Origin of the sequence: Anabaena sp. FACHB-595 (genome assembly GCF_048568275.1) — a bacterium.
Lineage (GTDB): Bacteria > Cyanobacteriota > Cyanobacteriia > Cyanobacteriales > Nostocaceae > Trichormus.
Window position 1 is genome coordinate 1,426,301 of the sequence record NZ_CP183473.1, and the last position, 21,531, is coordinate 1,447,831.

General features: G+C 42.8%; 16 protein-coding genes. 7 read left to right on the forward strand and 9 right to left on the reverse strand.

The genetic code is table 11. The features are described 5' to 3' along the window. Positions 1-28 precede the first annotated feature (28 nt). Positions 29-1,369: a TIGR03279 family radical SAM protein gene (locus ACN222_RS06015; protein ID WP_010995384.1), complete on the reverse strand. Its 1,341-nt coding sequence runs from the start codon at positions 1,367-1,369 to the stop codon at positions 29-31. Between the two features lie 344 nt (positions 1,370-1,713). On the opposite strand from ACN222_RS06015, the gene ACN222_RS06020 reads away from it, so the two are divergent. After that, the gene (locus ACN222_RS06020) at positions 1,714-2,676 is read left to right on the forward strand and encodes an IS110 family transposase (RefSeq protein WP_010994426.1); all 963 of its coding nucleotides are present in this window, start codon (positions 1,714-1,716) and stop codon (positions 2,674-2,676) included. A gap of 431 nt (positions 2,677-3,107) precedes the next feature. On the opposite strand, the gene ACN222_RS06025 is transcribed toward ACN222_RS06020, so the two are convergent. Continuing rightward, a complete protein-coding gene (locus tag ACN222_RS06025) occupies positions 3,108-4,070 on the reverse strand; it encodes an undecaprenyl-diphosphate phosphatase (protein ID WP_010995386.1) in 963 nt (320 codons plus the stop codon). Between the two features lie 370 nt (positions 4,071-4,440). Here ACN222_RS06025 and ACN222_RS06030 point away from each other — a divergent pair, with 370 nt between their 5' ends. The 3 genes from ACN222_RS06030 (at position 4,441) to nadB (ending at position 7,827) form a co-directional block, all read left to right on the forward strand. Continuing rightward, complete coding sequence (locus ACN222_RS06030; RefSeq protein WP_190449609.1) at positions 4,441-5,220, forward strand: DUF3120 domain-containing protein; 780 nt, start codon at positions 4,441-4,443, stop codon at positions 5,218-5,220. A 331-nt stretch (positions 5,221-5,551) separates the two neighbouring features. After that, complete coding sequence (gene psbU, locus ACN222_RS06035) at positions 5,552-5,980, forward strand: photosystem II complex extrinsic protein PsbU (protein ID WP_044522799.1); 429 nt, start codon at positions 5,552-5,554, stop codon at positions 5,978-5,980. A gap of 167 nt (positions 5,981-6,147) precedes the next feature. After that, positions 6,148-7,827: an L-aspartate oxidase gene (gene nadB / locus ACN222_RS06040; protein WP_044522801.1), complete on the forward strand. Its 1,680-nt coding sequence runs from the start codon at positions 6,148-6,150 to the stop codon at positions 7,825-7,827. Between the two features lie 362 nt (positions 7,828-8,189). Here nadB and ACN222_RS06045 read toward each other — a convergent pair whose 3' ends face one another. The 4 genes from ACN222_RS06045 to btpA form a co-directional block, all read right to left on the reverse strand. Beyond that, a complete protein-coding gene (locus ACN222_RS06045) occupies positions 8,190-8,426 on the reverse strand; it encodes a hypothetical protein (RefSeq protein ID WP_010995390.1) in 237 nt (78 codons plus the stop codon). 667 nt (positions 8,427-9,093) lie between these two features. Further along, positions 9,094-11,307 (reverse strand): CHASE2 domain-containing protein, encoded by a 2,214-nt coding sequence (locus ACN222_RS06050; RefSeq protein WP_010995391.1) that lies wholly within the window; start codon positions 11,305-11,307, stop codon positions 9,094-9,096. A gap of 557 nt (positions 11,308-11,864) precedes the next feature. Continuing rightward, the gene (locus ACN222_RS06055) at positions 11,865-12,848 is read right to left on the reverse strand and encodes a vitamin K epoxide reductase family protein (RefSeq protein ID WP_010995392.1); all 984 of its coding nucleotides are present in this window, start codon (positions 12,846-12,848) and stop codon (positions 11,865-11,867) included. Positions 12,849-12,925: 77 nt separating this feature from the next. Then, positions 12,926-13,774 carry a photosystem I biogenesis protein BtpA gene (gene btpA / locus ACN222_RS06060; RefSeq protein WP_010995393.1) on the reverse strand — a complete coding sequence of 283 codons (849 nt, stop codon included), beginning with the start codon at positions 13,772-13,774 and terminating at the stop codon, positions 12,926-12,928. 732 nt (positions 13,775-14,506) lie between these two features. On the opposite strand from btpA, the gene rimO reads away from it, so the two are divergent. The 3 genes from rimO (at position 14,507) to ACN222_RS06075 (ending at position 18,112) form a co-directional block, all read left to right on the forward strand. Next, a complete protein-coding gene (rimO, locus tag ACN222_RS06065; RefSeq protein WP_010995394.1) occupies positions 14,507-15,829 on the forward strand; it encodes a 30S ribosomal protein S12 methylthiotransferase RimO in 1,323 nt (440 codons plus the stop codon). 69 nt (positions 15,830-15,898) lie between these two features. Further along, positions 15,899-17,440, forward strand: a complete 1,542-nt coding sequence (locus tag ACN222_RS06070; RefSeq protein WP_010995395.1) for a DEAD/DEAH box helicase — start codon at positions 15,899-15,901, stop codon at positions 17,438-17,440. 93 nt (positions 17,441-17,533) lie between these two features. Beyond that, positions 17,534-18,112: a Uma2 family endonuclease gene (locus tag ACN222_RS06075; protein ID WP_010995396.1), complete on the forward strand. Its 579-nt coding sequence runs from the start codon at positions 17,534-17,536 to the stop codon at positions 18,110-18,112. A gap of 122 nt (positions 18,113-18,234) precedes the next feature. Here the strand turns inward: ACN222_RS06075 and ACN222_RS06080 are convergent, their stop codons facing one another. The 3 genes from ACN222_RS06080 to dusB all read right to left on the reverse strand — a co-directional run bounded on the left by ACN222_RS06080 (position 18,235) and on the right by dusB (position 21,521). Beyond that, a complete protein-coding gene (locus tag ACN222_RS06080) occupies positions 18,235-19,182 on the reverse strand; it encodes an aldo/keto reductase (RefSeq protein ID WP_010995397.1) in 948 nt (315 codons plus the stop codon). Positions 19,183-19,253: 71 nt separating this feature from the next. Further along, a complete protein-coding gene (locus ACN222_RS06085) occupies positions 19,254-20,348 on the reverse strand; it encodes a hypothetical protein (RefSeq protein WP_010995398.1) in 1,095 nt (364 codons plus the stop codon). Between the two features lie 120 nt (positions 20,349-20,468). Further along, positions 20,469-21,521 (reverse strand): tRNA dihydrouridine synthase DusB, encoded by a 1,053-nt coding sequence (gene dusB / locus ACN222_RS06090; protein ID WP_096637249.1) that lies wholly within the window; start codon positions 21,519-21,521, stop codon positions 20,469-20,471. Between the last annotated feature and the right edge of the window lie 10 nt (positions 21,522-21,531).

Genomic DNA, 21,531 nt, shown 5'->3' on the forward strand with positions numbered 1-21,531 from the left:
CATCAGGAAAACAACTGATATTGCCTATTTAAACGCTAACACTATCAGTAATACAGGTCTTTATCAGTTCTTCAACACCTGCTATTGGTAAGATTTTGGTTTGTAATTGCCGAGCTACTTCTTCAACACTCATATCATCTAAAAAAACTAATTCTCCATGTTTGAGCATGACATTAGGTAGCAAAATGCCTCCACCTAAATCCTGTTCTTTTAAGTGTAAAAGTAAATCGTGTCCAGTAATTAACCCGGTAACACTAATAGTTTGTCCCCAGTAATCACTAGATAAAGCACGCATATTTATTTCTAATCCTTCCACCGCATTTAAGCTTTTGAGAATTGGTTGAAAGGCTTTTTCTACAGCATTACCAACAACCCAAGTTAACTTTTTGGGATGGTTGATTTTTGCTGGTAATAATTCCGCCGCAGTCTCAGCAAATTGTTTGAGAAATAACCTAATTGAACCTACACCATTATCAATTTGGGGGTATTCTTCGTACTCAGCTTCGCTAGGTAATTCCTCACCCGCAATCAAAAACCATTCGTCTGCTAACCAAGCCACATTAGAACCAAATTGTCGGCGAAATTCTTGAGTTAGCGATCGCACCTGTGCAATCACTTCTTGGGCTTTCTCTCTAGTTACAGGTATAAGTTCGTCTTCTTCAGGACGAAATCTTGTTAACCCGACTGGTACAACTGCCACTGAGGCAACGGTAGGCACATCCCTATCATGAAATGACGCTAAATCCCGTAGTGTTTGTTCCAGATGTTTGCCATCATTTATACCAGGACACACAACTACTTGAGCATGGATTTGCAGCCTTCTGGTTTGAAACCACCGCAACTGGTCTAATATTTGCGCCGCACGGGTATTTTTCAGCAGTCTAATTCTCACTTCCGGTTCCGTCGCATGAACGGATACATATAAGGGAGACAGACGCATTTGTTCAATCCGTTGCCACTCCCTTTCCGGTAAATTGGTGAGAGTTAGATAAGAGCCGTATAAAAAACTTAACCGATAATCATCATCTTTTAAATACAGGCTAGAACGCTTACCTGGGGGTTGTTGGTCAATAAAACAAAACGGACAACGATTATTGCACTGAATTAGACCATCAAACAAAGCCGTTTCAAACTCTAACCCCAGGTCTTCGTCGTAGTCTTTCTCAATTTCGATATGATGAGTTTTGCCAGAAGCGTCTAAAACCTCCAATTCCAGGAACTCATCAGAGCATAAAAATTTATAATCAATTAAATCGCGGGGCTGTACACCATTAATAGCTACAAGCGCATCCCCCGCTTCAAAGCCAATCTCAGCAGCTATAGAATCAGGTAGTACTTTGGTGATACGGGCGGGAAGAATAGCAGCCATGAATCAAAAGCCAATATCTCATTAGAGTCACTACTAATGAATATAGACTAATGGCAGTAAGATTCAGAACACAGACAACCGCTTGCAAACAATCTTACAAAAGTTATTCATACTGACGCACCCTTGTATATTAAAAGAAGTGGTAGACCGTCGCACCCTAGGTCATTAAAGACCGCTTTGTAGCATGGGTCACCACAACAATCTCTTTGACAGAACTCGAACAGTCGCCGGGGTCAAAGCTTTAAACTACTGACATTTAAAGTATACAGTCCGCATCGGGCAAGGATGAGTGAAATCAAGGGGATGAATTAAAAACTTCTTGACAAAATAGTTGAGATTCAAAAATGGAAAACATCTCTGTGTGGGTAGGCATTGACGTGAGCAAAGCGACCCTCGATGTTTATATCCGTCCCATCGGTAAAGCATTGAAGTTTGCTAATACAGAACTAGAAATATTTAATTTAGTTGAACAATTAAAATTTTATGATTTGAACCTCATCGTACTAGAAGCAACCGGAGGATTAGAAACAGAACTGGTCATTCAACTACAGGCAGCAATGCTACCAGTAGCATTAATCAATCCACGTCAAGGACGAAATTTTGCCAAAGCCACTGGTAAACTCGCCAAAACAGATGCTATCGATGCACAAATATTGGCACACTTTGGGGAAGCAATGAAACCTCAAGTGTTAAACATTGAGTCACAAGCATCTCGTCAATTAGGAGAATTAATTAGTCGTCGAAGACAATTAGTTGAGATGCAAACTGCTGAAAAAAATCGACGCTCACGCGCCCGTGGTAAAGCATTGGCAGATATTGAAGCACACATTGAATATCTTGACGAACGTCTCAAACAACTCAATCAAGAAATTGAGCAATTAACTCAAAACAATCAACAATGGATTGAAAAAGTTAATTTACTCAAAACTACTCCTGGTATTGGCCAAGTTATTTCGACAACTCTGGTTTCTGATTTGCCAGAACTCGGTCAACTCACTGCCAAACAAATTTCTCGCTTAGTTGGTGTTGCACCTATCAATCATGATAGTGGTCAACACAAAGGTAAGCGCATGATTAATGGCGGTCGCGCTCATGTTCGTGCCACTCTTTATATGGGTGCTGTTGTTGCTATGCGTCATAATCCGGTTATCAAGGCCTTTTATGAGCGTCTTGTCGAACGTGGTAAATCGAAAAAATTAGCTCTCACTGCTTGCGTTCATAAAATGTTAGTCATTTTAAATGCAATGGTTCGGGATAATTTACCTTGGCGTGTTACTGACAACTTACAACCCATTCCCAACGCTTAATCACAATTGACCGTTTTTATACTTGGAAATACTCTCCCTGATGATCCTATTGCCGCATTTGGGTCAATTTTTGATGCTCTTTTTTATCTTCACGGGAAATCCAGCAACTGGGGAAGATTCTGCGGCGAAGCGGAGTGGCTGGTGCGGGCTGCTACCATCTTAGCCAAGAGCCACAAGTCTTTTTGCCCGTACCAGCCACCGCAGAATCTAGCGCAGCGTTCCCCAGTTGCGTCAATGTTCAGAGTCCCGGTTTTTGTTAACGATCGCTTGACTTTCAAGACAGTCGCTACTAACTTGTATGCTTTGTTGTCAGTTGATAGTTGTCAGTTGACCGTTGTCAGCGAAAACGAAAAGACGTGCAAGTTAAACGCGTGACAGTTTATGAGGAATTGGGTAAAAGATAAATTACCTAGTCCCCAGTCCCCAATCCCCTAACTATTTTGCAAAATTCCGGCGCTAATTGCCCCTAAAATCGCTACACCAAACACTAACCGATACCAAATAAACACCCAAGTACTTTGGGTTTTAAGAAAACTCAGTAAGCCAGCGATCGCAAGATATGAAAAAATAGCCGCAGAAATCACTCCCATAATTAGAGGAAGCGCTGCACCATCGGCTATACCTTCAGCTAAAAGATCTTTTAGTTCGACTAACCCAGCCAAAGTAATCGCAGGAATCCCTAGCAAAAAGGAAAATCTGGCGGCGGTTTCCCTTTGTAGTCCCATAAATAACCCGCTTGTGAGGGTGGAACCGGAACGGGAGACACCAGGAATTAAAGTTAGTGCTTGGGCTAAACCCATCAACAGCCCATCCTGCATTGTCAGATGTTCAAAATCTCGCTCACGTTTGCCTAATTTTTCCCCCACCCCTAGTAACAAGGACATCACTATCGAGGCAACGGCGATCGCTCCTAAACTTCTAATAGGCGAACTATCATAGTCGGGGATAAATGTTTTAATCAGCAACCCAAAAAAGACGATGGGTATGGTTCCTAAAACAATTCCTAAAGATAAACGTAAATCATAATCAGCGTAATCTTTCAAGGCGATCGCTCTTGTCGCGCCCTTAATAATTCTTGTCAAATCTCCCCAGAAGTACCACAGCACAGCCGCAATACTCCCCAACTGGATGATAGCCGTGAAAGCTACCCCCGGATCACCCCAACCAAGGGCGACTGGTACAACTTTCAGATGTGCTGTACTACTAATGGGTAGGAACTCAGTCATTCCTTGCACAAAACCTAAAACAATCGCCTGCAAAATATTCATTTGCTGCACCCCACCACCTCCTGAGTTAGGTGAGGCGCTAAAAACTTCCAACGGAAACAGCACTACCGACAAAGCCGCCGATACTGCACTGATAAGCACAAACCATTGACGTTTGAATATAGACATTACTTTACCTGCGATCGCTTTAATTAAAAGAATTAAGTAACCCAAGTTGCCAGTTTAAGGCTGCTGTAGTTTTTGGGCTTGGTCATTGGTAATGAATTGTTAACCAATTACCAGTTACCAATTACCAGTTCTCGTCAGATAACTAGCAACTTATGTTAAATAAACAGCTAACTAGATAAGTCCCCAGGAAAATAACCCAACAAAGCATCTCATGTTACAGCTTGCGGTGCAATAGTCAATCGTCAATTGTTATTAGTTCTTTCCCCTGCGCCCCATCTCCTCATACGTGGTAGTATAAATATGCCCCCAGGGGGGATTATTGAGTATGGTATTTTGAGTAATATAAAGATTAGTAACAATTATTAAAACTTTGATTAATAATATTTTGGCATCTTACGCAACTTCTACCACTCCAGGGATTACGGAACTACCGCAAGGCGAAACTGGACAGAAGAATATTAAAGAATTGGAATCAACACTACAAGCATCTCCTTCTTTGCCTTTAGCCCTAGTGTCTAGGCAAACATGGCTAGTGTTTGCAGCAGCAGTGTTTTTAGTATCAGTACCAGTATTTATAGAAGCGCCATTAGTGCGATCGCTGCCCACATTGAGTTTAGCTCTCACAGGATTTTGGGTGTGGCTAAGTTTTACTTTAATGTCCCGTCCAGCAACCTATGTATGGGGAGATTTGCTTTTAGGCTTTAGCTGGAGTTGGCTAGCAGGGGGAATTTATTGGGGTTGGCTACGTTGGGAACCTTTGTGGCATTTACCAGTAGAGTCTATAGGATTACCATTTGCTTGTTGGTGTTTGTTACGCAACTGGGGCAAAGTAGGTAACTGGTTTTATTTAGGTTCCTTACTCGGCACAGTTTTAACAGATGTGTATTTTTATTTAGTAGATTTAATGCCCTACTGGCGGCAAATCATGGTAGTAGAACCTGAAAACGTGTCGCCCATTTTACAAGCAGCTGTTAGCCAAGTGCAAACACCTTGGGGTATATCGTGGGCAGTTATTCTGGGTTTGGTACTACTAATAGCGGGAACTGTACCCTTAACTAAAAAGCAGCGACACTGGTACGCTTTCGGTGGAGCAGTCTTAAGTACAATTTTGGTAGACAGCTTATTTTTAATAGCCGCCCTGACAGCATAATTCAATTCAAAATACCCTACGGGAAGCTCAAGCTACAAAATTCAAAATAGCCTACGGCAAGGCTACACCAACAAAATTAAAGACAGCTACCCACAAGAGGCTGTTTAGATTGGGTGTAATGGTGTTAAACCCCTAAACCCCCACACCCCTAAACAAATATTGTGAGCATTAATAAGCTGTATATTAGTTTCTGATGGCTGCTGTGTGTTGATTAAGTCATTAGCTTCTCATAAACAGTAGAAACGTTGTACGCAAAGTCTCTACTATATATTTTTGAAGGCTTTTTGCTTAAAGCTGTTGTTTCAGTTTGATGGAAAGAGGTAAAAAAATCGTGAAAGGATTGGTGCGTTTATTAACAGTATTTAGCTTGTTGCTAGGCTGCTGGGGATGGTTAGGAACAACTCAAATTGCCCAAGCTGGCAGTTTACAAAGTTTTTTGGTTCCTCAAATCCCAGTTTTGGCAATTGAACGACAAAATCGGGCAGATGCCAAACTAGCAACAGAATTCGGTGAAAAAATCGATTTGAACAATACCAACGTAAGAGCTTTTCAACAATATCCAGGGTTATATCCCACTCTGGCTAAAAAGATTATCCAGAATGCTCCTTACGGCAAGGTAGAGGATGTCTTGAATCTACCAGGATTAAGCGATGGTCAAAAACAACTCTTACAGTCTAATTTTGATAAATTCACCGTCACAGAACTAGAACCTGCCTTCAACGAAGGAGACGATCGCTTTAACAACGGTATTTACAGATAACCCAATTTGTATTTTCCGTCAACAAGACTAACCCACTCTCTATCCCAGGGGGTGGGAGTCTTATTATTAAATCAGGGGATAGGTAATAGGTAATAGGTGATTGGTGATTGGTGATTACCCATTATTCATTACCCATTACCCGTTACCCATTACCCAGATTTCTAACCTTGTCACAAATAGAGTTTCCTAGCCAATTTGATGTTTTAGTGGTCGGTGCTGGTGCGGCTGGACTGTATACGGCATTGTGTCTGCCAGAATCCTTACGAGTCGGCTTGATTACCAAAGAAACTGTTGCTTTATCTGCTAGTGATTGGGCGCAGGGTGGTATAGCTGCTGCGATCGCCCCTAATGATTCTCCTTCTCTACATATTGAAGATACAATTCAAGCAGGAGCAGGCTTGTGTGATGTTGCAGCCGTAGAATTTCTGGCTCAACAAGCCCCCAAATGTATCGAATCTTTGGTTAACTTGGGAGTTGCTTTTGACCGACACGGACAAGCTTTAGCATTAACTTTAGAAGCTGCCCATTCTCGTAACCGTGTTCTTCACGCCGCCGACACTACAGGTAGGGAAGTCACAACTACTCTCACGGATCAAGTATTACGTCGTCCCAATATCCAAGTAATTCAGCAAGCTTTGGCTTTGAGTCTTTGGCTGGAACCAGAAACTGGTCATTGTCAAGGAATCAGCCTGTTTTATCAAGGTGCAATTACATGGGTCAGGGCTGGGGCTGTAGTCCTGGCGACTGGTGGCGGTGGTCAAGTATTTGCCCAAACCACAAACCCGGCGGTCAGTACTGGCGATGGAGTTGCAATTGCATGGCGGGCTGGGGCTATTCTCCGGGACTTAGAATTTGTCCAATTTCACCCCACAGCCTTAACTAAACCAGGTGCAGACCGTTTCCTGATTAGTGAAGCAGTCCGTGGTGAAGGCGCACACCTAGTAGATAATGAAGGGCGGCGATTTGCTTTTGACTATCACCCGGCTGGAGAATTAGCACCCAGAGACGTTGTGAGTCGGGCTATATTTAGTCATTTACAACGCACTGCTGTCGATCCTGCCACAGCCCATGTGTGGTTGGATATGCGCCCCATCCCCGAAGACAAGATTCGTCTCCGGTTTCCTAATATTGTTAAGGTTTGTCAGCGTTGGGGTATAGATGTTTTCCGCGAACCAATTCCTGTAGCCCCAGCCGCCCATTATTGGATGGGTGGTATTGCCACCAATTTAAAGAATCAAACTAATATACCTGGATTGTATGCAGTGGGAGAAACCGCTAGTACAGGTGTACATGGTGCTAATCGTTTAGCAAGTAATTCATTGCTGGAGTGTATTGTCTTTGGCGCGCAACTAGCAAATCTCACGCCAGCAGATTTGATACAGCATACAGAAACACCAGCCTTACCCACAAGAGAATTTAAGATTGATGCCAGCGAGTGGCAACACCAGCAATCACAATTAGCCATACTGCGAGAAAAGTTACCGCGTCTAGTTTGGCAAAGCGCTGGTATTTGTCGAGAACAGTCTACTTTATCTGTGGCGATCGCTACTGTAAAATCTTGGCAACAGGATTTTGCAGCGCTGCCTTTAAGCCAATTTTTGTTATCTCTACAACCAAACGAGCCAGTTAGCTGTAATTTTTCAGATACCGACCAACAACTACGACTCTGGGCAGAAACAGGCAATTTACTCGATGTTGCCTATTTAATACTCAAAAGCGCTGCTTTTAGAATTGAAAGCCGTGGCGGACACTTCCGTTTAGACTATCCCCACTCAAATCCTGATTGGCAAGTCCACTCTCTAGTACAAAAGCACCAATGGTGGCAATCTCCGATTATGAAATCTTAAATAATGCTTAAGTATATTCAACTAAGTGTTTAAGTTCCATATACTACGCGATGTGCAACTTATTTTTGAAACCCCTCTCCAAACCTCTCCCCGAAGCGGAGAGAGGCTTTGAATCTTGCTCCCCTTCCCTTGCAGGGAAGGGGTTGGGGGTTAGGTTTGAGAGAAAGTTGCACACGGCGTTATACTGACTTCCAATAGACACAAATAAATACTGATAGCAAATTGATATTTATTTCCAGGTAATCACTCTGGATTTAAATTTTTCACGGTGTTAGGCGCAAATTACCGCAGCTACGGAACTATTTAGTCAAATAGTCCACACCGTGCTTGTTAGCTTATAAAACCCTGGAAAAAATCAATATTTAGCGAGTACCGCTACCATGCTGGCTATCTGGCCCACCGTAATTTGGTGGAACATAAGATTCTTCCAAATCTTGTGGTTTTTGCTCAGATTGGCTCGGTATCGTGCTTATATCCCTAGAACTGCTAGCCAAGGAAACATGACTCTGGTTGCCATTGGCATCTGCCACCTTGGGAATAATTAGGCTGGCACTAATGCAAAATATCACAACACCGATAATTGTCCAGTTGGTTTTCATATGCTTGGGGAATTATTTTTAAATTTCTGATTTATCTACAGGTTGTTTATTTTTTTACAAAAGAGAAAAGGATTTTTCCCAAAAATTAAACACTGGGTAATTTTATTGGTGAGACAGAGAAATACTTAACTAAAACACCGTGAAGAGTCGCATCCTTTCAAGAATTGACACAGAAAGGTACTCAATAGTTAAGCAATATAACTTACGGCCAGTTATTTTCACCGGTCTTTGGTTATAGTTATTTCTCCGTCAAAAGTTATATATGTTCATTAATTACCACAGGAGAAATATCAACATCATATTTTTTTAATTATTTTTTAACAATTCATAGTGTAAATACTCACATTCATAGTAGCGGTTTACGTAACATTACGCAGGCTCATCTAAATTTCATAAATTCATAATCTTAAGAATATGTAAAATTTAGGGAGAGAACGACCATTATAATCATTCTTTTTAAAGATTGGCTTTACAGAGATCAGTAAAATTTCATAATATGTCTGGCTAAGACTAGTTGTGCTGTTCAATATCTAAGTAACTATCATGACTATCCGACAGTAATAAATTCAAAATTCAAAATACTCTATAAGTAGTTTTACTCCTGTGTAGCATCCGCGCCAGAAAGGTTGCGCCAACAAAATTCAAAAATTATTTAGAAGTTCCTGACTCAGAACTCAGTATTTACCCTATCCGCCAATTCAAAGCGATTTTTTCCTAAATGTTTAGCACGGTACATAGCAGCATCCGCTTTTTTTAGCAATGTATCAGGATCTAAGCTTGTTTCTGGGTAAATGCTAATACCAATACTCACGGAAACTTTGGCAGTACACCCGTTCAAAACAATTGGCTCAGTGATATTCGCTAGAATTTTTTCAGCGACTTTGGCTGCTACCTGCACGTTAGGTATTGCCTGTAAAATGACGGTAAATTCGTCGCCACCTAAGCGAGCCACTGTATCACTAGCGCGTAAAGAATTGCTAAGTCTTTGAGCTATCACCACTAACAAGCGATCGCCCATCTCGTGACCAAGGCTATCATTAACCTGCTTAAAGCCGTCTAAGTCAATAAATAGGAGTCCAAGGGATAAATTATTATCTTTTGCCCAGTTAATAGATTCGTAAAGTTGTTCCGCAAAATATTTACGGTTCGGAAGACCAGTTAAAGCGTCGTGATAAGCTAAATAACGCAGATGGTCTTCTTTCAGTTTTAATTCATTATTAGAGCGAAACAACTCAGCTGCTGTGCGCTTGAGTTCTTCCTCCATGATTTTGCGCTGAGTAATATCTCTAATCACCCCAACTAAAAAGAAATTACCGGCCGCATCCTTGTGGAGCGATCGCTTAGTAGCAATTAAATGAGTTTTCCCATAAGCATCAGTAAATTCTTCCTCATTTTCCTGAGGTCTTTGAGTTTCAAACACTAACTCATCTTGCTGTCGAAAAACATCAGCTTCATGTTTAGGGAAAAAATCAACATCTGACTTTTCGACTAAAAAACTCTCAGGATAACCAATAAATCGACAGTAAGCTTTATTTAAAACAATCCACTGATGTTGCTCATTTTTTACAAAAATTGGGTCAGCGATCGTATCAATTACTTGCTGCAAAAATTCTTTGGAACGCTTTAACTCTTCCTGCATATGAGCAAGATAATTAATCATCCAAATGACTGAACCAACTAAGGTCACCAGTGCTGGAATTAACGGTATCCACCACCCTGATAAAAAAGCTAGATAAGCACCTAAACAAAGCAAGCAACAAGCAACAAGTATTGCCACGATACTGGGAATCGTTCCCCTTATTCGCCATGCTACTACTGCTCCTAAATATGACCAAGCAAAAATCCACAAGTATTCCCAAAAATCAGACCAAACCTTTAATACAGGTCTTCCGTCCAAAGCCGCAGAAATTAACTGGCTAATAAAATAAGCTTGCAGTTCAATCCCCGCCACCGGTTTTGCTGCTCCCATCCAACGACCTGAATAGGGAATAAATACAAAATCTTGGAGGCTAGGAGCAGTAGAGCCGATTAAGACAATGCGATCCTCTATCAAACTGCGCGGAACTTTGTCATCTAGCACATCTAGCATACTCACCCGGTGGAAGCCGCAGGAATCTGAAGACGAATTTCGACAACCTGGTTTAGGAAAATTAGACAGAATTTGAGTACCTTTGTCATCGGCTCCAACGTAAGCGCCATCATTTTTTTTAAATCGAGGAAAAACTGACTTACCTAACTGTAAATACTCCGGGTTGCTAGCCGCTTTTTTAGGAAGAATTTTCTCTGATTTTAAATATAATAAAGCTAACTTCAAAGCAAAGCTTTCATAATAATTTTCACCAATATGCCAATACAACAAAATTCGGCGTACTTTGCCATCAGGGTCATAAAGTAAGTTATTAAAACCTATTTGTTGGGAATTTAATTGTGGTGGCGGCGCAACTTTATAACTTTTATTATTTGATAATAATTGCGTGCCGATTAAATTCGGTATTGTTTTATAAGTATCAACTAGATTTTCATAACCATCTTTGGTTGGTAAATCTCGATAAATATCTAAACCAATAGCACGGGGTTGATTGGCTTGTAATTTCTTTAATAAATTAGCAATGATGCCATCAGGAATGGGGAATCCTTGACTTAAAGAAGCTTCATCAATGGCGACGATAGTAATGCGATTATCAGGCTGTTCGTTTGGTCGGAGGCGAAAAAATTGGTCTAATGCAGCCAATTCTACGGATTGCAGTAATCCTATAGAACGCATCATCAGGACACAAACCAAAACGATGGAAGCAGTAATGAATTCTCTCCGTCCTCGACTCAGCCATTGCTTTAGTCCCAGAATTAACCTCACAAGAGGATTCCCTAGTTGCTTATTCATTCCCAATACCTAAGTGGGATAATTGTCTCTATTGCTGATAAATATCAATCCAAAATTCTCAAAATCAGAAGAGTCTTGAGATCCAAGTTAAATAATCAGAAGAAAAATATAATTTTAGGCATTTATTTCTTCATGATTGTGAATGATGTCACCTGAATTTCGACTTCTTACATATCAACATAAACTAGACTGACTTGTATGGAATATGTATATCTAAATAATATCTATCCGGATAATATCGCCTGGTATAGATAACAATTAATTGTGTGATTGATATTTTATTATTCATAGACACAAGCTTAGTCTAAATACTATTTGTCAATAGTATATTTTCACTTAGTTACAATTGCCATCTTTTTTATGAAAAAAGCTAGTTACCCTACGGTTAGGCTTAAGCCTGCGTAGCATTCCCGCAGGAAAGGCTTCTCTACGAGACGCTACCGCGTTAAGGGACTTCCAGAAAATAAAACAGTCAACAGGTGACTTACGCTTATCAACCAGTTGACTGTTTTATTTGTCATATTTATTTGTGTCTGGACTGGGATGATTTGTAGAAGTTACCTAAAGTACTTGAAGTTGCTTGGCCCTGTATAACCTGTGATTTTGGCTAATTCTGAGAGGTTCTGCACTCCACTATAGGTTTGACCATTGATAATCCAAGTGGGGAAACCCTGTATTTTTGCAGCTCGACACAATTCTGGCTGACCCTTGGGACTATCCTCAGCACACTCTACCTTAATGTTGTCACTGATGATTTGGTAAGCTTCTTTCCCAAAAAGTAGTTTCTGGTCATGGCAGTGAGGACACCAATACGCTACATATTCCTTAGCACCTACCTTAACTAAATGCTGTGCTAAGGCGATTTCTGCCTCACCAGAAGTACTATTAATTTCCCAGCCAAATTCTGGGTTAGGATTGGTTTTGGGGACAAAAGGTGCTACCTGTCCAGGAGGTATATTAGAAGACGTAACATCTGGTTTATTAATACCTGCATAAACGCCTAGAGTACCTATCAGCGTTACCATGCCCACGATCAAAGCAGTAAATAATATTTGTCCGATATCTTCCCAAGAGCGCCCAAGAATTGTTAGCACCAAAAGGCTGAGGGAGAATAAAGCCGAACTAATACAATAAAGGCACAGAGCTTTAATTTCAAATGCCAGTAAATACATTAAATAGCCACTGAAAACAGACATGGCGATCGCACCTACCAGCAGTAGCCACCATGTCACATTTTCTAGTTGTTTGCGGCTGTTGTTGTCTCCACCTTTCCAAACAACAGGTGCTAACGCTAACACCAACATACTGGTGTATGCTAGAAACCCAAACAAGGCTAATGGCTGTCCTAAAATTGTTGCCCAGGGGCTGGAAAGTACATCAGTACAACCCTTAGCACCAGCTTGTGCTACACAAGCAGGGCTACCTCCTGTTAACTTTTCTATAGTTAGATAACCGGTATTGAGAGCGCCAAATCCGGCGATCGCGGCAATTATTAGACGCGACCATTTATGAATCCAAGGAGTAGAACGGCGGCGAATCATAAATTGCGATTGGGTATTAAGGATTGGGGATTAGGGATTGGAGACTAAAAGAATTCCCAGTCACCAGTCCCCAGCAATTACGAATGTATAGTGATTGAGGAAACCGATTTGCTCTCACCTTTAGAGTTCCAACTCCGATGAGCAGCTTCCACAAATTGGCTGACGCGAATCGGGTCAATTGGTTGCTCGATTCGACCGTGACGTTTGAGTGAACTAGAAACAATTACACCGTTTGCAGCCTGCAACAGTGTAGCAATATTTTCCCAACTCGCCCCACTACCAATAAATACGGGTGTGCCATTGGCAGCATCACAAGCTAATTCCAAATCTTCTTGATTGGGGGGGCTACCAGTAGCCCAGCCAGACAAAATCACCGCATCTGCCAAACCCCGCTCAATCGTGTCTTTTACCGCAACAGTCAGATTTGGTGAACTCAGTGGTCTAGCGTGCTTGACTAAGACATCAGCCAGGATTTGTACATCACTACCCAATTCTCGCCGATAGCGCAATAATTCATGGGCTTCTCCCTCAATTAATCCTTGATCTGTCGCCATCACCCCAGTTAGAACGTTGACACGAATAAACTGGGCGCGGACACAGCTAGCGATCGCCATCGCACTTTTTCCATCATTTCGCAACACATTTAGACCGACCGGCAATGTCACCAAATTCTGTATTCTTTGCACGACAACAGTCATGGCGCTAACAACGGCTGGATCAACCTGATTTTTAGTAAACGGCGCATCGAAAAAATTCTCTACGATAATACCGTTCACTCCGCCACTAGCCAGAGCCGTGGCTTCTTGTTCTGCCCGATCAATCACTGCTTTCAGGCTTCCTCCCCAACGGGGTGAGGTAGGCAGTGGGAGCAGATGAACCACGCCAATAATCGGTGTGCGAGTTTTAAATAGTTGATATAAGTCCACGTCTTTAACTATTGTCAGGGATTGGGGATTGGGTACTGGGGATTGGGTACTGGGGATTGGGTAATGGGGATTGGGTATTCAAAAAAATTCTCCCTCATTTCCTTCATCTTTCTTATCTCCCCTATGTTCCTTATCTCCCTCACCCCCAGCCCACATCATTAAATTTCGTTTTATGCAGGATATTTTACTACCTCCTCCTGAAGACAGAATTTGGCGCAAAACTTACCATAAGATATGTTAAGATAAAACCTGGCTACAAGAGGAGTTTGCCACTCACAACACGCAAGGCAGCTTCCCGTGGTTTAGGCACATCACCTGCGATTCATGTAGGTCAAGCCTGATCGTTAGGGTAGCATTACTGCTTTATTGGGCGTAGTCGCAAGTGCGATTTCCCTGAGGGTAGCGACTTCTCACAACCAGCCCTTTGGGCGGCTTCCCGATGGGTAAATTAACAACGCATACGCTGCGGTAATGTAAAATACCAATAGGCGAATTGTTAAAAAACTTAAAGGTGTCGGATTTATCTCAAGACACTCAAAATTACCCTGGGAAACAAACTAATAAAAATATCATAACACGACCTGAAATAGTCAAGGTCACAGGTTTCAAGGCAGTTTTTGGCTGTGGATACACCCCACCAGATCGCTGTCAGTCAAGGGTGCGGAGGAAAAAAGCAAGACTATCGCGTTTTGTGTTTAATAACAAGAAAAGACTGGAAGTTTTTTTCAAAATATGGGTGAAAAGCCGACAATAGCAATTTCTCACTTGGGCTGTGAGAAAAACCGAATTGATACAGAACATATGTTAGGCCTGCTGGTAAAAGCAGGTTATGGTGTAGATACAAATGAAGAATTAGCCGACTACGTAATAGTCAATACTTGTAGTTTTATCGAATCAGCCAGGGAAGAATCGGTTAGAACCTTAGTAGAACTCGCAGAAGCCAACAAAAAAATTGTAATTACGGGCTGTATGGCGCAGCACTTCCAAACACAATTATTGGAAGAGCTACCCGAAGCAGTGGCTGTAGTTGGTACAGGGGACTACCATAAAATAGTTAGCGTCATTGAGCGAGCAGAGCAAGGCGAACGGGTTACACTAGTTAGCGCCGAGCCAACCTATATCGCCGATGAAACGACCCCACGCTATCGAACTACTACCGAAGGTGTAGCCTACCTGCGAGTAGCCGAAGGGTGTGATTACCGTTGTGCATTTTGCATAATTCCCCACTTACGCGGAAACCAGCGATCGCGTACTATAGAATCTATAGTTGCTGAAGCCGAGCAACTAGTAGCCCAAGGGGTGCAAGAGATCATTCTTATTTCCCAAATCACCACCAACTATGGGTTGGATATTTATGGTAAGCCCAAATTAGCCGAACTATTGCGTGCTTTAGGGAAAATTAATGTACCGTGGATTAGGATGCACTACGCCTATCCCACTGGATTAACCCCGGATGTGATAGCGGCAATTCAAGAAACGCCAAACGTCTTACCATATCTAGATTTGCCTCTACAACATTCTCATAGTGAAGTTCTTCGTAGCATGAACCGTCCCTGGCAAGGGCGAGTCAACGATGAAATCATCGAGCGCCTCAAGATAGCCATTCCAGGTGCTGTGTTACGGACAACATTTATAGTGGGCTTCCCTGGAGAAACAGAAGCACAGTTTGAGCATTTACTACAGTTCGTCCAACGGCATGAGTTTGATCATGTAGGTGTTTTTACCTTTTCCGCAGAAGAGGGAACCCCCGCTTACAAGTTACCAAATCAACTGCCCCAAGAGGTGATGGATGAACGCCGCGATCGCCTCATGGCACTCCAGCAACCCATTTCTTGGCGAAAAAATCAGCAGGAAGTCGGCAAAACCGTTGAAGTCCTGATTGAGCAAGAAAATCCTGAAAGTGGGAAATTAATTGGTCGTTCTGGCAGATTTTCTCCAGAAGTTGATGGTCAGGTCTACGTTGATGGCGAGGCGAAGCTAGGAACCATTATCCCTGTGAAAATTCACAGTGCTGATGAGTATGACCTGTTTGGTCAAGTTGTCAGTCATAACTGATAGCTGATCAGTAGTACAACGTTTCGGTTTACAAGTCTAAAAGTAAAAAAGCAAAATCTAGGAGAGTTGATGAACTTATCGTTTCCCGAACTAGGAATTTCCCAAGAACGCGTAGAACACTTAGAAAAACTTGGTTTTACTGCACCAACAAACATTCAAGCCCAAGCTATCCCCCAACTGTTGTCAGGACGGGATGTAGTTGGTCAATCACAAACAGGTACAGGTAAAACAGCAGCATTTTCACTGCCAATTTTAGAGCGATTAGATCCTCAACAAAAAGCAGTACAAGCCATAGTTTTAACCCCAACCCGCGAATTAGCAATCCAAGTCCACGATGCAATGGCGCAATTCGTTGGTAACAGTGGATTACGGACTTTAGCAATTTACGGTGGTCAATCAATTGACCGTCAAATGCTACAACTCAAACGCGGCGTGCATATCGTCGTCGGTACACCAGGGCGAGTAATTGACCTACTAGAACGGGGTAACCTGAAGCTAGATCAAGTCAAGTGGTTTGTTTTGGATGAAGCCGATGAAATGTTAAGCATGGGCTTTATCGACGATGTGGAGAAAATTCTTTCTCAAGCACCCCAAGACCGTCAGACAGCTTTATTCTCAGCTACCATGCCACCATCAATTCGGATGTTGGTCAACAAGTTTTTGCGATCGCCCGTCACAGTCACCGTCGAGCAGCCAAAAGCCACCCCCAATAAAATCAATCAGGTAGCTTATCTCATCCCCCGTCACTGGACAAAAGCCAGAGCCTTACAGCCAATTCTGGAAATGGAAGATCCAGAAACAGCTTTAATCTTTGTCCGCACCAGACGTACAGCCGCCGAACTCACCAGCCAACTGCAAGCAGCCGGTCACAGTGTAGACGAATATCATGGTGACCTGTCCCAACAAGCACGGGAACGGTTATTAACTCGGTTCCGCAGCCGTCAAGTTCGCTGGGTAGTAGCAACTGACATTGCTGCACGGGGTTTAGATGTCGATCAACTATCTCATGTGATCAACTACGACCTACCCGATAGCGTCGAAACCTACGTCCACCGGATCGGTCGTACTGGTCGTGCTGGTAAAGAAGGTACAGCAATTACCTTAGTACAACCCTTTGAGCGTCGCAAACAGCAAATTTTCGAGCGTCATGTCCGCCAAAATTGGCAATTGCTTTCCATTCCCACACGGGCGCAAATCGAAGCACGCCACATCCTGAAATTGCAAGAGCAAGTCAGAGAAGCCTTAGCTGGTGAGCGTTTAGCTTCCTTCTTACCCATTGTCAGCGAATTGATCGAAAAATATGATGCTCAAGCGATCGCCGCAGCAGCGCTACAAATCGCTTACGATCAAACTCGTCCTGCTTGGTTAAGTACAGATGCCGAGATTCCCGAAGAAGTCGCATCTACTCCTAAACCCAAACTAGGCGGTAAGCGTCGTGAGTTTTCCGGTGACAGAGGTCGTTCCAATTGGAACAAATCTGACAATAACAACAGCGACGACGAAAGACGCGGTACTCCCAAACCAAAATTACGGACTGGCCGTCGTGAAACTTCCGCTACACCTAGCAATCCTAAGTTGGGTTCACCTGCTGCTAGAGAATCAGCTTCTTAGTCATTAGTCATAAGACTTTGAACTTAGCTAAGATAGCTAACTGTTTTGATCAGCTTGTAGGAACATAGATATAAATGGATTATTTCTCATCTTATGTTCACAATCTCAGATTTAGAGCAGCTACAAGCTGAACATCCAGAATGGCAGATGGAACTGGTGGACGGAAGTATTTTGGTTATGGGGCCATCAGATTATATTTCAGAAGAAATCGGCGCTGAGTTAATTCGATTGCTTGGCAACTGGGTTCGCCCACGTAAGTTAGGACGGGTAACTGGTTCTAGCGCTGGTTTTATTCTGCCTAGACTGGAAACGGAAAATGGCATCGAAGCTGATATAGAAAAGCGTAATCTCCGCGCTCCTGATGTATCTTTTGTGCGTGCGGAGAGACTAAAAATCAGCAAGCGTGATTTTGTGGAATTAGTCCCTGACTTGATGGTAGAAATTAAATCTAAATCAGACCGCATCAAGCCACTGGAAGAAAAAATTCAATTATTTTTACAACTAGGGTCTACGGTGGGGATTCTCATCGACCCAGATAAATTAACATTAACTGTTTACAGAATTAATCAAGAGCCAGTAATTTTACAAAATAACGATAAATTGACATTACCTGATTTACTTCCAGGTTGGGAGTTAACAGTATCAGAAATTTGGCCGCCTGTGTTTGAGTGAGATTGGGACAGGTTGCTTGTGTTCATATCCCCAGTCCCCAATCCAAGGCAAAAGTAAAAAGGCAAAAGTAAAAAGATAAAAGATTTTTACTTTTTACTTTTTTTGTCCCCAATCCCTAAGCGCTATTTCCAAGGACGACTAACTTTTTCTAACTCCTGAACTTCCTCATCATTTAATCTCCAACCTAAAGCGCCTGCATTTTGTCTTACCTGCTGGGCAGTTTTCACTCCAGCAATGGGAATTACGTTACCTTGAGCGATTAACCAATTTAAAGCAACTTGGGCAGGAGTGCGATCGTATTTTTCCCCTAAGCTGCGTAGTAAAGATATCACTGGGGCAATTTTTTGCAATCCCTCTTTCTTAAATCTTGGGTCTATACTTCTAGCACCAGTTGGAACTTCATCACTGTCAGCAGAATATTTTCCTGTAAGTAAACCTTGTGCTAAGGGGCTGTAAGCCAAAATAGTTACATCCAACTCACGGGCAGTTGCAACAATCCCCTCAGTTTCTATTTGGCGGCTTACTAAAGAATAGCGGACTTGGTTCACTGCCAAAGGTACACCCCTAGCGGCTAATATTTGGTGAGCTTGGCGCATTTGGGAAGCTGAGTAATTACTCACACCCACGGCAGCAATCCTTCCCCGCTTCACTTCATCGGCTAAGGTGTTCATTAAAGTTTCTTGACTTAACAAAAAAGTAAATGGCCAATGCACCTGATACAAGTCCACACGCTCAAGTTGCAGTCGCTTGAGGCTGTCTGTTAAAGCATCAGAAACAGATTGTCCTGAAAATCGCCAAGGTAAGGGGCCAAATTTTGTGGCAATTTGTACAGGTTGTTTTGCCTGTTTTACAAATTGCCCTAATAGTTCTTCTGATAGTCCTAGTCCGTAAACTTCTGCTGTGTCAAAGAAGGTAACACCAGCTTCTAAAGCGGCGGTGAATGCTTCTTGCAACTGTTCTGAACCGTAGCCATTGCCATAATTCCAAAACAGCTTATCTCCCCAAGCCCAAGTTCCAATACAAAGGGGTGTAACGGTAGGGCCATTTTTCCCTAAGGTAATTGTTTCCACGATCGCCAGATTTAATTTAGTTACATTTCTTTACTTTCCTAGTGTAACGTTATGATAAAAATCCGATGAAATCATTGCTTCCGCCGTGTATAGCCAATGCCATCAAGCCAAATGGCACTCTGGGAATTTTTTGGATCAGTGATCAAGATACGACGTTCTTCTGAGCCATCTTCGTAGGTAATTTGTAGAGTTAGTCCTTGGACACGATAACGACCACGCTGATTTGGTGCGGTGCTGCTAGTGACAGTTGATGAGCCACCACCTTCCGTGCGTCCACCAGCACCGCCACCACGCACGACTCGGCCATCAGCCCAGAAACGATAGTCCCTCCAAGCGCTAACAGACTGACTACCTCCAATTGCGACTGTCCCTGTGCCAGAGAGTGAGCGAAAGAGTCCATCCAACTTGAAGTTATCTGGCAATTTCGGGTAGGTTGTTGGGAAGGATAAAGCGTTCCATTTACCCTTTTGTGCAAGTTGCAGTTTGCCACCTTGACGACGCCAACGTGTCCATTTACCAGGATGTGCGCGTTTATGAGCTTCAATACCACCTGCAAAGGAAAGCCCTTTGACATCAGTAAGTGCATCACCGTTGCGAAAGAGAACAACCGGATAAATATCTGTGGTCAAAAAACCACCAATACCCATTACCGTCCGAGAATTGAAGCCGAAGCGATCAATTTGAGCTAGAGTTTTGCTGTCTGACGGGGAAGAAGTAACTCTAAAGGTGTTGGTAGGGGATGGAACAACTTTTTGGGGTACTTTAGACGGGCTACTTGGTGCAAGAAGTTGTGGTGACACCGTGGCGAACTGTGCATTGGGCAGATCAGACACCAACAGTGCTAAATTACACGCATCAAGATTAGTTCCCTGTTCTGCAATTTTTTCCGTGACTTGAACCACAGCCTGCTCAAGTTTCTGCTTTTGGGTGGGATATCGATCAAGTTCACGCAGATGCAACCGAAGCTGTCCGACACCGTTTGCGGTTTGCCAAGCCTCGATTTTGGCAGCATGACTAGGCGTAAAACCACTACCTTGCTTGCATTTTGTGGCGAAGTAGTCAAATGTCATCAGCGTTAGTGCAGCTTGGATAAACGGCTCGCTTGTGACATCTGTGCTTTGTGCGTATACACCTTGCACCGCAGACAATGAAAACGCCAGAGTCATTGATATGGGATGGATTCGCTTATACAGTCTCATGTAATGAACCTAACAATTGAGTTGCACTGAGTTTGATTCACTTTGAGAATATAGTATGCCGCGATCGCTTAACAATTATTTATTGCCTTAAGCTACTTGAAAATTACTTCCTTCCTCTACAAGTTCATAACCATGAGTTAGCTTTTCAGTGGCTTGGTCAATCAAATCTAAACCTTGTTGCACTGTTTCCACCAGACTTAATTGTCCACGCAACTCAGCCGCACCGACAAAACCCTTAGCATACCAAGTCATGTGCTTACGGGCTTGACGGACACCGCGATCGCCTTTATATTCCCATAAGGCTTGTAAATGATCTCTGGCACATTCCAAACGTTGAATTGGGGTTGGTGCTGGCAAGAGTTCACCAGTCTTGAAGAAATGGTCAATTTCTCCCACCAAAAAGGGATAACCCAAAGTCCCACGGGAACACATCACACCATCAGCACCCGTTTCTTCTAAACATTTCACCGCCGATTCCACAGAAAATATATCGCCATTACCAATCACCGGGATGGACAGTATTTCTTTCACACGGGCTATCCATTCCCAACGGGCGTTACCATTGTAACCTTGAGCGCGGGTGCGTCCATGCACCGTAATCATTTGCGCTCCCGCATCTTCCATCCGCTTGGCAAAATCGAGAATGGTAATTTCTCTGTCATTCCAACCAATCCGGGTTTTGACTGTGACCGGCACATTAACAGCTTTTACTACTTCCCGCACGATGGCTTCTGCAACTTCCGGCTGTCGTAATAAAGAGGAACCACCACCGTTTTTGGTAATTTTATTTACCGGACACCCCATATTGATATCAATCGTATCAGCGCCTTCCGCCACGGCTTTGATTGCTGCTTCTGCCAAAAAATCGGGACGACAATCAAACAATTGAATGCTAATCGGTCGCTCCTTGGGGTCTACCTCCATGATTTTTGGTAACTGCTTGACATAGTGTAAACCCGTAGCATTCACCATTTCCGTGTACATCATCGAATCTGGTGCATAGCGACGTACCAAGCGACGAAATACCATATCTGTCACCCCCGATAAAGGCGACTGAAGGACTCGGCTTTTAACTACAAAGGAGCCGATTTTTAGGGGTTGGGAAAGTCTAGCTTGTAGGTTGGGGGACAGAGTAACCATAGAGGCAATT

Coding starts and splice junctions, on each gene's coding strand:
- ACN222_RS06015 (WP_010995384.1), bottom strand. CDS start 1,369: ATGGCTGCTATTCTTCCCGCCCGTATCACCAAAGTACTACCTGATTCT.
- ACN222_RS06020 (WP_010994426.1), top strand. CDS start 1,714: ATGGAAAACATCTCTGTGTGGGTAGGCATTGACGTGAGCAAAGCGACC.
- ACN222_RS06025 (WP_010995386.1), bottom strand. CDS start 4,070: ATGTCTATATTCAAACGTCAATGGTTTGTGCTTATCAGTGCAGTATCG.
- ACN222_RS06045 (WP_010995390.1), bottom strand. CDS start 8,426: ATGAAAACCAACTGGACAATTATCGGTGTTGTGATATTTTGCATTAGT.
- ACN222_RS06050 (WP_010995391.1), bottom strand. CDS start 11,307: ATGAATAAGCAACTAGGGAATCCTCTTGTGAGGTTAATTCTGGGACTA.
- ACN222_RS06055 (WP_010995392.1), bottom strand. CDS start 12,848: ATGATTCGCCGCCGTTCTACTCCTTGGATTCATAAATGGTCGCGTCTA.
- rimO (WP_010995394.1), top strand. CDS start 14,507: ATGGGTGAAAAGCCGACAATAGCAATTTCTCACTTGGGCTGTGAGAAA.
- ACN222_RS06070 (WP_010995395.1), top strand. CDS start 15,899: ATGAACTTATCGTTTCCCGAACTAGGAATTTCCCAAGAACGCGTAGAA.
- ACN222_RS06075 (WP_010995396.1), top strand. CDS start 17,534: ATGTTCACAATCTCAGATTTAGAGCAGCTACAAGCTGAACATCCAGAA.
- ACN222_RS06085 (WP_010995398.1), bottom strand. CDS start 20,348: ATGACTCTGGCGTTTTCATTGTCTGCGGTGCAAGGTGTATACGCACAA.
- dusB (WP_096637249.1), bottom strand. CDS start 21,521: ATGGTTACTCTGTCCCCCAACCTACAAGCTAGACTTTCCCAACCCCTA.